We start from the raw sequence: 13,888 nt of genomic DNA, 5'->3' as shown, positions 1-13,888 counted from the left end.
AGAAAAAAATATATACAATAGTTCAGTGCGGTCAATTAATTAAAACAGGTTATTTGACGTAAAAAAATCAGTTAAATAACATTGATTAATAGAAATAAGCCGTTTTGACCACGCGAATGTGGTTTATCGGCGAGGGCAATAAGACAAGTGCGAGAAGTATAGATGATAAAAAGCAGGCACACCGGTGCAGCAAAATAAGGGGACATCCGCAATTTTGTGTGTACCTCGCCTGGATTCGGCTGGTGCTTTATCCAGGTTAGGTGTTTAAAGTGAACTCTGTTATTTGAACTGCGCCGCTATTTGCTGCTGAATTTTTTCAGCCATGGCTTGTCTGTTATCTGCATCTCGAATGGGCCTGCCAACCACGATGTAATCGGCGCCATTCCTAAAGGCCTGTTCTACACTCACGACTCTTTTTTGATCATCTTCCTCGCGATTGTCTAAGGGCCTGATACCGGGTGTGATGATCAATAAACGATTATCCAGTTCCTGTCTTAACATTGGGGCTTCAAGTCCGGAGGAGACAATGCCGTCGCAGCCTATTTGTAAAGCGCGCTTTGCCCGTGATAAAACCAGTTCCCTGACATCGCATTGAAATCCCAAATCATCTAAATCGCCGCGATCCAGGCTTGTTAAAGCGGTTACAGCGAGGACTTTGAGTGAGCCTTTTTCTTTGGCGGCAGCTTCCATAATGGCATCGTTGCCGTGAATAGTCGCCAGATCAACGCCTTTTTGGCTAAGGGCGCGAATGGCCCGTCCCACCGTAGCCGGCACATCAAAAAACTTTAAATCGACAAAGACCTTTTTATTGCGCTGTTTAAGCCATTCGATAAAGCCGAAATAATCGCCGGCCATAAATAATTCCATGCCGACCTTATAAAAAACGACTGCATCGCCCAGTTCTTCAACCAAAGCTTGGGCCTCGGGTATGCTGGGTACGTCCAGCGCCATTATCAGACGCTCACGGGTAGGTATGGGTTTTTTGGAGATAAAAGAATCAGTCATGTCTATTGGTTCAGGGCTAAGGGTTAAGTCGAAAAAATGCAGCAGGCTATATTACCGGAACTTGTTTTGAGCGTGAATGTTAAAATACGCCGTTTCGTTGAGCACTACGCCTGATATGATGTCTACCTTGATTCAAATGGCTTTGCTGATCGCCTGCGGCGGAGCTTGGCGCCTGTTTCAGCCGGGCGGTTTGACTGCGGAGCAAGCGCGGCCTGTTCTGACAACAGTCGTTTACTATTTATTTCTACCGGCTATGGTGCTTGATGTCTTATGGCAGGCGAACATCGGGATGCAGTCTTTGCAATACACTTTGCTTGGCGTAACAGCTATTGCCTTTGCTATGGTTTGTATTGTATTGATCGGTCGTCTTTTAAGGTTCGATCGGCACCGGCTGGGAGCGATGATACTTGCGACGGCCTTTCCAAATGTGACCTACCTGGGTTTGCCGGTGCTGGAGCAAACTTACGGTTATTGGGCTCGTTCGGTCGCTATTCAAATGGATTTATTTGCGACAGCACCTTTTCTGTTTACGATTGGTATCATGGTCGTTAAACGCTTCGGCGATGCGGAAGCGGGTGAGTCAAAAGCTGTGTTATCGTATCTCAATGCGCCACCGTTTTGGGCTGCATTTCTCGCGGTCGCTTTGAATTTAAACGAGATAGCCATGCCCGGCTGGCTTAGCGGTGTTTTGCAGAAATTGTCGGCAGGCGTGGTGCCGATCATGTTGTTTTCATTGGGATTGGCGTTAAGCTGGAAAGACGTGACCGTTCGAAATCTGCCTTATGTACTGCCGGTAATTACTATAAAAATGGCTATCATGCCTTTATTTGCGCTTTGGGTGACCGGTTTTTTGAGTCTGGAGGGCGATCATAAAGCGGCCGCCATTCTTGAAACAGCCATGCCGAGTATGGTCTTGGGTATTGTTTTCTGTGATCGTTACCGGCTGGACAGCGGCTTATACGCCATGGCCGTCACCTTGACGACGACCTTAAGTTTAATAACCTTGCCGTTTTGGCATCAAATATTGTCAGTTTCGTAAGATTCAATCAAAACGTTAAAAATAGGCGCATTATCGTCTTCCCACTTATGACATTTACTTCAAGCACAGCCAAAACATGAATCCGAAACTAGAGCTATTTTCCCAGGGAGAAGAAGTTGTCACCGGTCAAACAGTCGATACCAATGCCGCCTGGCTTGCCCAAGCCTGTGTGAATTTGGGCTTTATGATAAGCCGCCAAACGGCAGTCGGCGATAAATTGGAAGATTTGGTCACGCTATTGAACGAAATAGCCGGGCGTTCGGATTGTTGTATTTGTACCGGGGGATTAGGTCCTACCAGCGACGATTTAACGGCTCAGGCCGTAGCTCAGGCATTTTCACTGCCTTTGGAATTTGACCCGGTGGCTTTCGAACAAATCGAGCAGTTTTTTTTAAAACGAAAACGCGCCATGCCTGAAGTCAACCGTAAACAGGCTTATTTACCAAAAGGTGCTCAGCGGATTGATAATGAATGGGGTACGGCCCCTGGTTTCACGTTGCGATACAACGATTGCTGGTTCGTATTTTTACCCGGTGTACCCAGTGAAATGCGTCAATTGTTTGATAGTTTTGTCAGGAGTCATCTAGGCAAACAGTTCGCATTGAAACCCAAGCTGCTAGTTTCGCTTAAAACAGTGGGTATCGGAGAATCCGACATTCAAACTGCGGTTGCATCGATTAAAATTCCGGAGACAGTGCAATTGGGTTTTCGTGCCGGTGTCGATCATGTGGAAACCAAATTATTATTTCCTTATGACTACGATCCGGCCCTCATGACGGAATTGATCAATGACTTCGCCGGAAATATTGGCGACTTTGTGTTTGGCATCGACAGGCCGGGTCATGCCTCCGGTGACTTGGTCAATGTTGTTGACAAGTTGATGCAGGGACAGCAGCAAAAGGCAGTCTTCATCGAAACCCTGAGTCAAGGTTTGCTGTCGGCTAAATGCATCGATTGCGATTGGCTAATCGAAAGCTCTTATTATGCCGAAATCCGGCAACTGGCCGAAGATTTTGACCTGACGGTAAACGACAAGGCCGACATGGGTCTGCTTGCAGCAGCTATCGCAGAAAAAATCAAGCACCGGAAAGCGTTGGATCTGGTGCTGATTCAGCTTCATCAAAGCGACAGGAGCACGATACGCGATAAAAATATCGCCGTTGAAATCAATACGGCCTTGTTAACGCCGCATGGACTTTGGCAGGTCAAGCATACGATCAGCGGTCCGGCGCAACGCAAACAAAATCAGTCAGCTGTACTGGCCCTGGATACTTTAAGACGTTACTTACAACTTCATCATTAATCACTATGCCCTTATTACGCTTAACCAATGTTTCAATCGCTTTTGGTACCCATTTATTACTGGATAACGCTGATTTTCAACTGGACCCCGGTGAACGAGTCGGTTTATTAGGAAGAAACGGCGAGGGCAAATCCACGTTGATGAAAATTATTGCCGGCAATATTTCTGCCGATCACGGCGACATTTGGAAGCAACCTGAGCTTAAATTGGCATGGCTGGAGCAAGCACCTGATTTGCCTGATGAGGCAACTATCTATGATGCTGTGGCCAGTGGTTTGGGCGAGTTGGGTCAATGGCTGACCCGTTATCACACCCTGTCTTTGACTATGGGTAGTGCCGATGAAAAAGCGCTGCAGGAATTAGGCGATTTACAACACAAATTCGAAGCCAAAAACGGCTGGCATTTTCAACAGCGTGTGGAAAGTACGCTCAGTCGTTTGAATTTACCCCCGGACTTGCTGGTGAACAGCTTATCAGGTGGCTGGAAGCGTCGGGTGGCGCTGGCTAAGGCGTTAGTCATAGAGCCTGAAGTCTTATTGCTGGATGAGCCTACCAACCATCTCGATCTGGAAAGCATCACCTGGCTGGAAGATCAGATGCTTAATTTTCAGGGAGCTGTGCTGTTTGTAACCCATGATCGCGCTTTCCTGCAGAAACTGGCGACACGTATTGTCGATTTGGACCGGGGGCAGCTGGTTTCCTGGCAGGGCACTTATGATGATTATTTGTCCCGGAAAGCAGCCGCACTGGAAGACGAAGCGAATCAAAATGCTGAGTTCGATAAAAAACTGGCGCTGGAAGAAGCCTGGATAAGACAAGGCGTAAAAGCCCGCCGCACCCGGAACGAAGGCCGGGTAAGAGCGCTTAAAAAATTACGGGAAGAACGGTCACAGCGTCGAAACCTGCAAGGCACGACAAAACTGACGATGGAAAAAGGTGATGCCTCCGGCAAAAAAGTGATTGAAGCGATCAATCTTTGCAAAAGTTATGACGGCAATCCGGTGGTCAAGGATTTTTCAACACTGATTCAACGCGGTGACAAAATCGGATTAATCGGTCCTAACGGAGCAGGAAAATCAACTCTGTTAAAACTGTTGCTCCAGCAAATCGAGCCCGACAGCGGCTCCGTAGAGCAGGGCACCCGCCTGCAAGTGGCCTATTTTGATCAGTTGCGCGAACAGTTGGATCCTGAAATGACGGTCGTAGACTCGATTGCCGACGGCAACGACTATGTCGAGATAGCCGGAAACAAGCGCCATGTCATGTCCTATCTTGGCGATTTTCTGTTTGCGCCTGCCAGAGCGCGTTCGCCGGTTAAAAGCTTGTCGGGCGGCGAAAAAAATCGCCTGTTGCTGGCACGCTTATTCACCAAAGCCGCCAATCTGATCATTATGGATGAGCCTACCAATGATCTGGATCTGGAAACCCTGGAATTGCTGGAAGAGAAACTGGTCGATTACGAAGGCACGCTGCTGCTGGTCAGTCATGACCGTGCGTTTTTGGATAATGTCGTGACCAGTGTGCTGGTCTTTGAAGGCCAAGGCATCATTAATGAATTTGTCGGTGGTTACAGCGATTGGCTAGCTTATTGTGCGCAACAACAAAAAGAGCAATCAGTAAAGAAAAGCGAATCCCCCGAGAAAAAAACCAAACCGGAACCGGCAAAAAAGAAAAAGCTCAGTTATAAAGATCAAAAAGAACTCGAAGCGCTGCCGGAAACCATTAACCGGTTGGAAACAGAGCAAGCCAATCTGTCGCTGAAAATCAGCGCGGCCGATTTTTATAAAAATGACCAGGCGCTGATTGCCAAGACGCTAGAGGACCTAAAGAACATTGAAGCCCAACTGGAACAAGCTTATTCTCGCTGGGATGAACTGGAAACTCTGGCCGTTGAGTAAAAAAATCCGTCAGGGGCATTGCATCAATTGCAAATCTCCTTTATTCTTGCGCGTTCTCATCTGATGGGCATGCAAGTGGAGAGGTGGCCGAGCGGTCGAAGGCGCACGCCTGGAAAGTGTGTATACGGCAACGTATCAAGGGTTCGAATCCCTTTCTCTCCGCCACTATAAGCAGCTGATTAAAAGGGAAAAAATATTTCCTGTCGTGGCTCAATAACAGCGTCTGCTACAAAACACTGTTACATAATGGCTGCGAATATGTCCAAAATTCCCAACCTGATTAGTGGTAACGTATTTCGCTTTCACTGCGCGATTCAATGGGCGCACCGTGATAAATTCAATGCCGTGGGGTTTGTTCTGAGCCGAAAGACTGAGAAGCGCGCAAATACCCCCGCTTTTAGCATCAGGACTCGCCTGCGGAGGTCACAAAGATTTTCATCGATAGAAAGTACTAACTGGCAATCAATATCCAGTTTTTGTCACCGTCAACATTGAATACTTTCCAGCAACAAGAAATTACTCTTTATATAAGTAATGCGTTGTATATAATTTCTCTGGAAACGCCTGTTCATTTTCTTTAGCGTCTTAAATACTTATTTTTTTATGCCAGATAAAGATCGTGTTTTTCAAGAAGAACTTAAAGTGGCCACTGACTTTAAATTCGGTTCTGCAGTGGCGAATGTTTTTGATGATATGGTTAATCGATCGGTGCCTTTCTACGGAGAAATACAGCGAATGATGGCCGAGTTAGCCGCAGATTATGCCAAGCCGGGCACAGATGTTTACGACTTAGGTTGTGCCACCGGCACCACCTTGATCGGTATGAATACCAGCGTATCCGAAGATATACGATTCATAGGTATTGATGACTCGACCGAAATGCTGGATAAATGCCGAATCAAACTTAATGAAGCTGGCTTTTCCCGGCCTTTTGATTTGCGTGTGGCTGATTTGAATCGTGATGTTGAGATTTCCAATGCCTCTGTCGTTGTTTTATGCCTGACATTGCAATTTGTTCGACCGATTTCACGAGAAAAACTTTTGAAGAGGATATTCGATGGGTTGGAAAGCGGGGGTGCTTTAATTCTGGTTGAAAAAATACTGGCAGAAGACAGTGTATTCAATCGCGAATTTATTAAGCAATACTATAACTACAAGCGCCGGAATAACTACAGCGAAATGGAAATTTCGCAAAAACGAGAAGCCCTGGAAAACATTCTTGTTCCTTACAAACTCAGCGAAAATATTAGCTTGCTTCAGGATATTGGCTTTGAGCATAGTGAAGTGTTTTTTAAGTGGTATAACTTTTCCGGACTCATCGCGAGAAAACAATGATTCAAATCGGTAATTTCTTTTTTAAATATCGTAACTGGGTATTTGTTCCGTTATACATGGCATTATTTTTTCCATCGCCTGTCATCTTGTCGGATGTGAATCATAACTGGCTTTTATTCTTTGGCTTATTCATCACCATCTTCGGTCAAATAATTCGAGGCGCTACTATCGGATTAGCTTACATCAAGAGGGGTGGTCTCAAGAAAAAAGTTCATGCGGTTAATCTGGTGACCGAGGGTATTTTCAATCACTGCCGAAATCCGCTCTATGTTGGCAATATATTGATGTTGGTAGGCATTGGAATTTTATCCAATTCCTTGATTTTCGTAGGCTTAGTTATCCCTCTGTTTCTGTTTATTTTTCAATCCATAGTGATGGCGGAAGAGAATTTTTTGCAGGAAAAATTTGGCACTGAGTTTGATAGTTATTGCAAACGCGTGAATCGTTGGATACCTAATTTTAACGGTTTAAAAAGTACATTTAATAGCATGGAATTTAATTGGCGACGCTGGCTGTCAAAGGAAGTAAGTACTTTGCATGTCTGGCTGATGGGTATTACGTGTATAACCTTGTTGAAATATCCCGAATTATCTGGCTTTGATGATGGGCGACGCAATGAGCTTTTGATAATTATAGGATTATTGCTGATAACCTCTTTTTTTAGTATTCGCTATCTTAAAAAATCCGGAAGATTAAGGGGATAAGGCTGCAGTGTATTAACACAATAAAAATATTCGCTCTTTTAAACTGAATAGGTCAGGAATGATCTTGCCCGGATTTTACAGTCACCAGCAAAGAAAGTTATCTTTGAGCTTAAGGAATAATGGGGAAGCGAGCAAAACAGAAAGTGGATTAACCAAACGCAGTCGTTCACCTTAGCGCATGATGGTCAGCGTTGGTGAGCCGAACCCATTAAAAAATACAAAGCTGTAACTCACATCAACCAACCCTTGCCGGTATTACCCCACCTTACTGACTCAATGTTTTAGTTGGCGCACCTGATTAGAAATGGGTATCGGATTTCACCTCTATCCTTGGATGGAGGCTGGCTTGATTTGATGCCGACTTTACCTTATTACGTCATCGTGCATTCGGATCTCGGTAACCCCTTGTGTCAGGATAGTTGTCGGGTGAAGAAACTGATTTTAACGTGGATCATCTTGATTGCCTGGGTTTTATGCGGCTATGGTTTGCGACTTTTAAAATAATAACAATTTTGCAATGCGTGTTGAATTCGATCCATAATGCCCGGCTATCGCCTTACCTTGTAGGGTTTTTATTCAATAAGCGGAAAATTAAAGATGATATTTACGACAACTCCAGATGTGCCGGGACGAGAAGTTAAAGAGTGTTTGGGCGTGGTAGTGGGCAATGTGGTGCAATCCAAGCATGTCGGCCGTGATTTAATGGCGGCTTTAAAAGGGCTGGTGGGTGGAGAAATAAAAGGCTATACCGAAATGTTGGCCGAGGCCAGGGATATCGCCATTGAAAGAATGGTAACCGAAGCAAAAGGGCGCGGTGCCGATGCCATCGTCAATATTCGCTTTACGACCAGCAATATCATGGCTAATGCGTCCGAAATTTTGGCTTACGGGACTGCGGTCAAGCTTAAATGAAGCGTTGATTTTACTATCCAGTCGCTCAGTCTGAATTGGCAGGAACAAACTGGCCTATGTATAAAGCATGATTCCGCTTTTAGACGACGCTATTAAATAATGAAATTTTCTGGTTATTGAGTCAATATGCCCAGGCCAATAATAAATTATTCAAATTGGGCGGGAAGGTGACGAAATGATAAAAATAATAAAATTGATAGTGTGTGTTTTTGTCTTGTCCGGCACGGCTATGACTCATGCCGAAGAGGCCGCACAAAAGACACCCATAAAGGAATCGGCCGAACAGGGCAATGCGCTTGCCCAGGCCCAATTAGGGGCGTTGTTTTTACTGGGTAGAGACGGCTATGAAGTCAATCTTCAGGAAGCGGCGGCCTGGATGCTTAAAGCGGCCGAGCAAGGTTTACTGGAAGCTGAGGTGGTTGTGGCGGCGATGTATGACAGGGGTTTGGGCATGTCGCAGGATGTCAAAAAAGCCACACAATGGTATGAAAAAGCGGCGGCTAAAGGTCACGGTGCATCATTGGCTATTCTGGGCAAAAATGAAGCCGCCAAGGGCAGCGTGGCTTTCAATTATCAAGCGGTGCGCTTAAAAGCAGCTACTCAAATTCCAAACGAGTATGCAAAAAAGATATTATTGAAAACGAAATAAGGATATGGCTTGTCAACAGAACAGACTTCCTTTTGAAGTCTGTTCTGTCACTTTGGGCTATCAGCGTATTACCGTGATGGGCTGTTGTCGCCAAACAGTTGTTGATCGACCAGGTCCAGCAAGCAATGCGTAATCAATAAATGCGTTTCTTGAATCCGGTGTCTTATGTTTGAAGGCACGCGTACTACTATATCTGTTTCATTGAATATGGGTGCCAGCATGCCGCCTTCTTGGCCGGTTAAGGCAATGACTGAAATATCTTTGTCATGAGCCGCGCTGACTGCTTTGACCATGTTGGCCGAATTGCCGCTGGCGGTATACAACAAAAGAATGTCGCCGCTTTGTCCCAGCGCTCTGATTTGTTTGGCATAAACATCATCAAATAGAAGGTCATTTGCAATCGACGTGATAGTTGAGGTATCGGTTGTGAGTGCAAAAGCGGGTAAGGACGGACGTTCACGGTCAAAACGGTTGAGCATTTTAACCACGAACTGCGTGGCATTGAGGGCAGAGCCGCCGTTTCCGCATGTTAGAATTTTATTGTCATTCAGCAGCGTTGCGACCAATCTCAAAGAGGCAAACTCAATGATTTCGCTTAAGTTGAGCAGTGCTTCCTGTTGAGTCAGGGTATTTTGAGTGAAATGTTGTTCGATACGATCTTGTAAACTCATGAAATCCACTCTGTTTGAAATGCGTTTTTTATCCAATTCACAGGGTTGCCTCCTGTTATTGCGACAACATCAAAACGAATGGAGGCCCCCGTTTTGTGCTGGGTTAAATAATAGTGGGTGGCGGCAATAATCTTTGCTTGTTTCTGCCGGGTGACACTGGCTTCCGCGCCGCCGTAACGGTTGTTTTTGCGATATCTGACCTCGATTATCACCAGGGTTTTGCCGTCGAGCATGACAAGATCCAGTTCCCCGCTTTGGCAGCGGAAGTTTCTATCCACCAGTTTGAGCCCCTGGCTTATAAGGAATTGGCAGGCTTGCTCTTCAGTTGCAGATCCTTTGGTTAAATGAGACGGTTTGTCTCTGTTGGGAATAAGCGCCATTATTCAGTGGAAAGGTTCTCTGGTGCAGCAGGCAAATTATCCATCTGAATCAGGCTGTTAACAATGCCCGTTGCTAGCGGTCGGCCTTGATTAAACTGAGCGCAGACAAGATTGCGTTTAATACGGTTACCTTCTGTCAGCGTCAGATTGCCGCTGGCTCCTTTAAACGGCTCGTTTGCGAGGTGATTCAGTTGAGTGGACAAGTGGTAAGCATCTATACCCATCGCGATCAGGCGCAGGTAAATAGGCGGGAAGCTTTCCCTGACATTTACCAGAGCGGAAAAGCTGAGCGGGCCTGGGTAGGCGTCATCGAACAGCCAGGGCGTATCACAAAAAATAATGTTTTCCAGATCAATATCGCTGGATGGATTGGGATTGCCGGTATAGACCTGAGGTGTCGCGTAAACCGGTAAATGAGCCGCCTGCAAGTATTTGAGCTGCGGGTTGATCGACCGGGCGGCCGTCTCATAAGCGTTAAGCAAGACTAATTCGGCATCGTGGCGAACTCGGGGTGTAAACGTGATGTCCGGAATGTGTTGCCGTAAATTTTCGAAGCGATAAGTGCTCTCATCCAGATTAAGTAGTTTTTTGATAGGTTCCGAAAAATCAGTTTGTTTGGGGTCGTAGCTCTGAGTTTCCAAAAGAGCGGTGTCGCCGCTTTCCCAAAGCTGCTGAAAAAACCCCTGGATGCGAGCGCCTTGTTCTGTTTCAGGAATCAATAGCAACGCTTTTTTGTGGCCGTCTGACCAGGCTTTGGCGCTGACTTGCTCGGTATCATCGAAGGGATTGAGGCCGAACTGATACAGATTGTCTCTGGCTATTTCAGGAACATTGTTTAATGCCAGAACAGGGATATCCAAGTTTGCAGTGCCTGCCAGTTCGATAATATCCGGTTTGCTTAATGGGCCGATTACCAATTGGGCGCCTTCGGCTTTGGCTTGGGTGTAAAGTGCGGATGCGGGTGATTGTTCACTATCATAAAAGCGCAGTTCTGATTTGGACGCACTGTTATCCTGATGATACGCAGCCATCACGCCTTCCCGGACGGCTTTGCCGGCCATTGCATAAGTGCCCGAGCCGGGCAAAATGATGGCAATAATACCAGGCAGGTTTTGCAGGCCGGCCAGAATTTGAGGAAGTAAATCATTGGCGGGGTGGCCGGGAAATGCTTTTTGCCATTGCACGAAGTCGTTTTGAAGTTGAACGCGATTTTGAGAATCCTGGCGGACCAGTCTGGCCAGCGACAACCAACCGGTCAAATAACCTGAGCTGCGAGCCTGGGTTTCTTGAAGCGTGTTTAAAGGCACCAGGCTGAGCGCTTCCAGTATCGCCGAGTTGTTTTTGGCTTGTTGATCGGGTGGAAGCAAGGGGCCTAGCGCTATGCGCGAGGTTGCGCTCTTAATCAGGTCGCCGGTCAATGAGTAAGCAAAGGCATTGGATTGATAGAATTTAATCAAGTCATTGTTTTGCAGCAGTTCGGGGCGGATTTGTTCCAGGCGGACGGCAGCTTGTTCTGCCTCACCAAAGCTCAGGTCAATCTGGGCTTGATAGAGATTAAGCAGACTTTGTTGTTGGGCTGACAATTGATTGGCATTGATAGCCTGAGCGTAAGTTTTTGCGGTATTAATGTCGCCTGACAAAATCATTGATTCAATCGCCAAAAGGCGAAATTGATCTTGCAAATCCGTTTCGTTATCAGCCAGATGTTGATAGACTCGAGCCGCTTTTTTGGGTTGGCCTTGCTGCATATAAGTTTTGGCTGCTTTGGCGTCTTGCTCATAGCTTGAATCTTGAATTCCTGTTTTGCCGCAAGCCGACAGCAAAACGACGCCCGACAAGAGTAAATTAGAATGATAAAGCCGTCTCATGGTGATTGTCATACCCTCACAGCAGGAAATCAGGTGAAAATAAATGAGTGATCAAACAGGCCGATTATACGTTGTTGCAACGCCAATAGGTAATTTGGCTGATTTTAGTTTTCGTGCGGTTGAGGTTTTAAAGACTGTTGATTTGATTGCGGTTGAAGATACCCGGCATGTGTTGCATTTATTCCAACATTACAATATCAATAATAAAATGGTGTCTTTACATCAGCATAATGAGGATAGGGTTTCGGTCGATCTTTTAAATAAATTGCAACAGGGGGTATCGATTGCTTTGGTCTCGGATGCCGGTACGCCTTTGCTGAGTGATCCCGGCATGCCTTTGGTGCGGCTGGCTAAGAATGCAGGAATCGATGTGGTACCCATTCCCGGAGCATGTGCATTGATTGCTGCTTTATCAGTCTCTGGACTGCCGGTTTCCAGGTTTACTTTTGAAGGCTTCTTGCCTAGAACGTCCTCGGCAAGAGTGGCATTTTTTACCGATCGTTTAAATAACCCGGCAACCTGGGTATTTTATGAGTCAAGTCATCGCATATTGGCTTCTTTGCAGGATATGGCCAAGGTTTTTCCTCTGGATCATCAGATTGTCATCGCCAGAGAAATGACCAAAATGCATGAAACGATTATTAAATCGAGCCTGGAAGAAATGCTGGAAAAGGTCGCGCAGGATGAAAACATGCGAAAAGGCGAGTTTGTGGTCATTGTCGACGGTTTTGTTTCTCAAAAAGGTCATGACGAAATAAATGATGAACAACTTAAGGTGTTAAAAATCTTGTTGCAAGAATGTTCCATCAAAACAGCGGCCTCCTTGGCGGCTGAAATCACGGGCGTTCGCAAAAAAGTCCTGTATCAGCTGGCTTTGAGTTTGGTTGGTCAAGCCGAGAGTGATTAACACGGTTTAATGTTTTTTCTGGTCAACTCGAGGTAATCACGTATAATCGGCGCGATCAAGAGTTGGCTGAGCAGTCGCTGTCTCACTTTCAGTGGGATGGAGGAAAGTCCGGGCTCCATAGGGCGGAGTGCCAGGTAACGCCTGGGGGGCGTGAGCCTACGGAAAGTGCCGCAGAAAATATACCGCCGGATGTAAATCCGGTAAGGGTGAAATGGTGCGGTAAGAGCGCACCGCGCAACTGGCAACAGGTGTGGCAGGGTAAACCCCACTCGGAGCAAGATCAAATAGGGGAACATACGCGTGGCCCGCGCGGTTCCCGGGTAGATTGCTTGAGCTGCAGGGTGACTTGCAGCCTAGATGAATGGCTGTTCCAGACAGAACCCGGCTTACAGGCCGACTCTTGATACTCTTCAAATACTTCTCTCTATCCCATCCTGCCAATGTGTTTTTGGCGCATTTTTCCTTCCTTTTTTACATCTGTCCTCTGTCATTTCAAGTTTGACGGTCCGGATTTTTTTCGTTTAAGCCGATACTTCAATTTCTATTATTAACCTCATGATATTAGATGGAATTTATCGGAGCTGGCTTTGCTTCGTTTTTGGCCTCCTTTTTTTCAGCCTCTAAGTCATTGTAGAAAAAGAAAGAATTTAAATTAATTGACCCTTGACTAAGGCCTTAATGAAATCTATAGTGGATTAAAATTGTTGTGTTGTGGTGAGAAAGGGATTTTTTGGGAGAGTCCGAAAGGCATGTTAAGAGGTATCAGTTCAATCAATCTCGATCCAAAAGGACGCATTGCGATTCCTACTCGTTATAGAGAGGAATTGCAGGAATGCTGTGATCGTCAGTTGGTTGTTACTGTGGCGGTTAATGATCGTTGTGTAGGTGAGCCCGGTTGTTTGTGGCTGTACCCTTTGCCTGAATGGGAAAAGCTCGAACAAACGATTGTCAAGCTACCCACCCTGAATAAAATGGCCGGCATGTTGCGGCGTTTTGTAATTGGCAATGCCACTGAATGTGAAATGGATGGCCAGGGGCGGATGTTGATTCCCGAGAAATTAAGAGAATTTGCCCAAATGGACAAAAAAATTATGCTGGTTGGGCAACTCAATAAATTTGAGCTTTGGAGTGAGCTTGCCTGGACCGCAAAAGAACATGAATGGATGGACGGTGGCGATACGGAAGGGCTTGAGGAGTTAGGAACATTATCGTTTTAA

At 46.0% G+C, this 13,888-nt stretch carries 13 protein-coding genes, 1 tRNA gene and 1 other RNA gene; 11 read left to right on the top strand and 4 right to left on the bottom strand.

Annotated features, from left to right (window positions below):
- Positions 1-279: 279 nt before the first annotated feature.
- Complete coding sequence (gene pyrF, locus GO003_RS01495; protein WP_159652196.1) at positions 280-1,005, bottom strand: orotidine-5'-phosphate decarboxylase; 726 nt, start codon at positions 1,003-1,005, stop codon at positions 280-282.
- A 76-nt stretch (positions 1,006-1,081) separates the two neighbouring features.
- On the opposite strand from pyrF, the gene GO003_RS01490 reads away from it, so the two are divergent.
- From GO003_RS01490 to GO003_RS01455, 8 genes are all read left to right on the top strand, one after another.
- The gene (locus tag GO003_RS01490; protein ID WP_231088771.1) at positions 1,082-2,044 is read left to right on the top strand and encodes an AEC family transporter; all 963 of its coding nucleotides are present in this window, start codon (positions 1,082-1,084) and stop codon (positions 2,042-2,044) included.
- A gap of 76 nt (positions 2,045-2,120) precedes the next feature.
- Positions 2,121-3,347: a competence/damage-inducible protein A gene (locus tag GO003_RS01485; RefSeq protein WP_159652198.1), complete on the top strand. Its 1,227-nt coding sequence runs from the start codon at positions 2,121-2,123 to the stop codon at positions 3,345-3,347.
- A gap of 5 nt (positions 3,348-3,352) precedes the next feature.
- Positions 3,353-5,245, top strand: coding sequence for an ATP-binding cassette domain-containing protein (locus GO003_RS01480; RefSeq protein ID WP_159652200.1), 1,893 nt, complete (start codon positions 3,353-3,355; stop codon positions 5,243-5,245).
- A 77-nt stretch (positions 5,246-5,322) separates the two neighbouring features.
- Positions 5,323-5,410, top strand: a tRNA-Ser gene (locus GO003_RS01475).
- A 438-nt stretch (positions 5,411-5,848) separates the two neighbouring features.
- Positions 5,849-6,580 carry a carboxy-S-adenosyl-L-methionine synthase CmoA gene (gene cmoA, locus GO003_RS01470; RefSeq protein WP_159652202.1) on the top strand — a complete coding sequence of 244 codons (732 nt, stop codon included), beginning with the start codon at positions 5,849-5,851 and terminating at the stop codon, positions 6,578-6,580.
- The gene (locus GO003_RS01465) at positions 6,577-7,284 is read left to right on the top strand and encodes a methyltransferase family protein (protein WP_159652204.1); all 708 of its coding nucleotides are present in this window, start codon (positions 6,577-6,579) and stop codon (positions 7,282-7,284) included. The genes cmoA and GO003_RS01465 overlap by 4 nt, the downstream gene beginning before the upstream one ends.
- A 597-nt stretch (positions 7,285-7,881) precedes the next feature.
- On the top strand, positions 7,882-8,196 hold the full coding sequence (locus tag GO003_RS01460; protein WP_159652206.1) for a heavy metal-binding domain-containing protein: 315 nt from the start codon (positions 7,882-7,884) through the stop codon (positions 8,194-8,196).
- Between the two features lie 175 nt (positions 8,197-8,371).
- A complete protein-coding gene (locus tag GO003_RS01455) occupies positions 8,372-8,845 on the top strand; it encodes a tetratricopeptide repeat protein (protein WP_231088770.1) in 474 nt (157 codons plus the stop codon).
- Positions 8,846-8,913: 68 nt separating this feature from the next.
- On the opposite strand, the gene GO003_RS01450 is transcribed toward GO003_RS01455, so the two are convergent.
- From GO003_RS01450 to GO003_RS01440, 3 genes are read right to left on the bottom strand one after another with little or no spacing between them, the layout of a single operon-like run.
- Positions 8,914-9,516, bottom strand: a complete 603-nt coding sequence (locus tag GO003_RS01450; protein ID WP_159652208.1) for an SIS domain-containing protein — start codon at positions 9,514-9,516, stop codon at positions 8,914-8,916.
- Entirely contained in the window at positions 9,513-9,896 is a 384-nt protein-coding gene (locus GO003_RS01445) for a YraN family protein (protein WP_159652210.1), read from the bottom strand. The genes GO003_RS01450 and GO003_RS01445 overlap by 4 nt, the downstream gene beginning before the upstream one ends.
- Positions 9,896-11,764, bottom strand: a complete 1,869-nt coding sequence (locus GO003_RS01440; RefSeq protein ID WP_231088769.1) for a penicillin-binding protein activator — start codon at positions 11,762-11,764, stop codon at positions 9,896-9,898. Before GO003_RS01440 ends, GO003_RS01445 begins: the two co-directional genes overlap by 1 nt.
- A gap of 43 nt (positions 11,765-11,807) precedes the next feature.
- On the opposite strand from GO003_RS01440, the gene rsmI reads away from it, so the two are divergent.
- The 3 genes from rsmI (at position 11,808) to mraZ (ending at position 13,888) form a co-directional block, all read left to right on the top strand.
- Positions 11,808-12,671, top strand: coding sequence for a 16S rRNA (cytidine(1402)-2'-O)-methyltransferase (rsmI, locus tag GO003_RS01435; RefSeq protein WP_159652214.1), 864 nt, complete (start codon positions 11,808-11,810; stop codon positions 12,669-12,671).
- 58 nt (positions 12,672-12,729) lie between these two features.
- Positions 12,730-13,076: RNase P RNA component class A (gene rnpB, locus GO003_RS01430), an RNA gene on the top strand.
- 344 nt (positions 13,077-13,420) lie between these two features.
- On the top strand, positions 13,421-13,888 hold the full coding sequence (gene mraZ, locus GO003_RS01425) for a division/cell wall cluster transcriptional repressor MraZ (RefSeq protein WP_159652216.1): 468 nt from the start codon (positions 13,421-13,423) through the stop codon (positions 13,886-13,888).

Origin of the sequence: Methylicorpusculum oleiharenae, assembly GCF_009828925.2 — a bacterium.
Taxonomy (GTDB): domain Bacteria; phylum Pseudomonadota; class Gammaproteobacteria; order Methylococcales; family Methylomonadaceae; genus Methylicorpusculum; species Methylicorpusculum oleiharenae.
The sequence above is the reverse complement of the archived record's forward strand: the minus strand, read 5'-3'. Positions and strand labels throughout refer to the sequence as shown.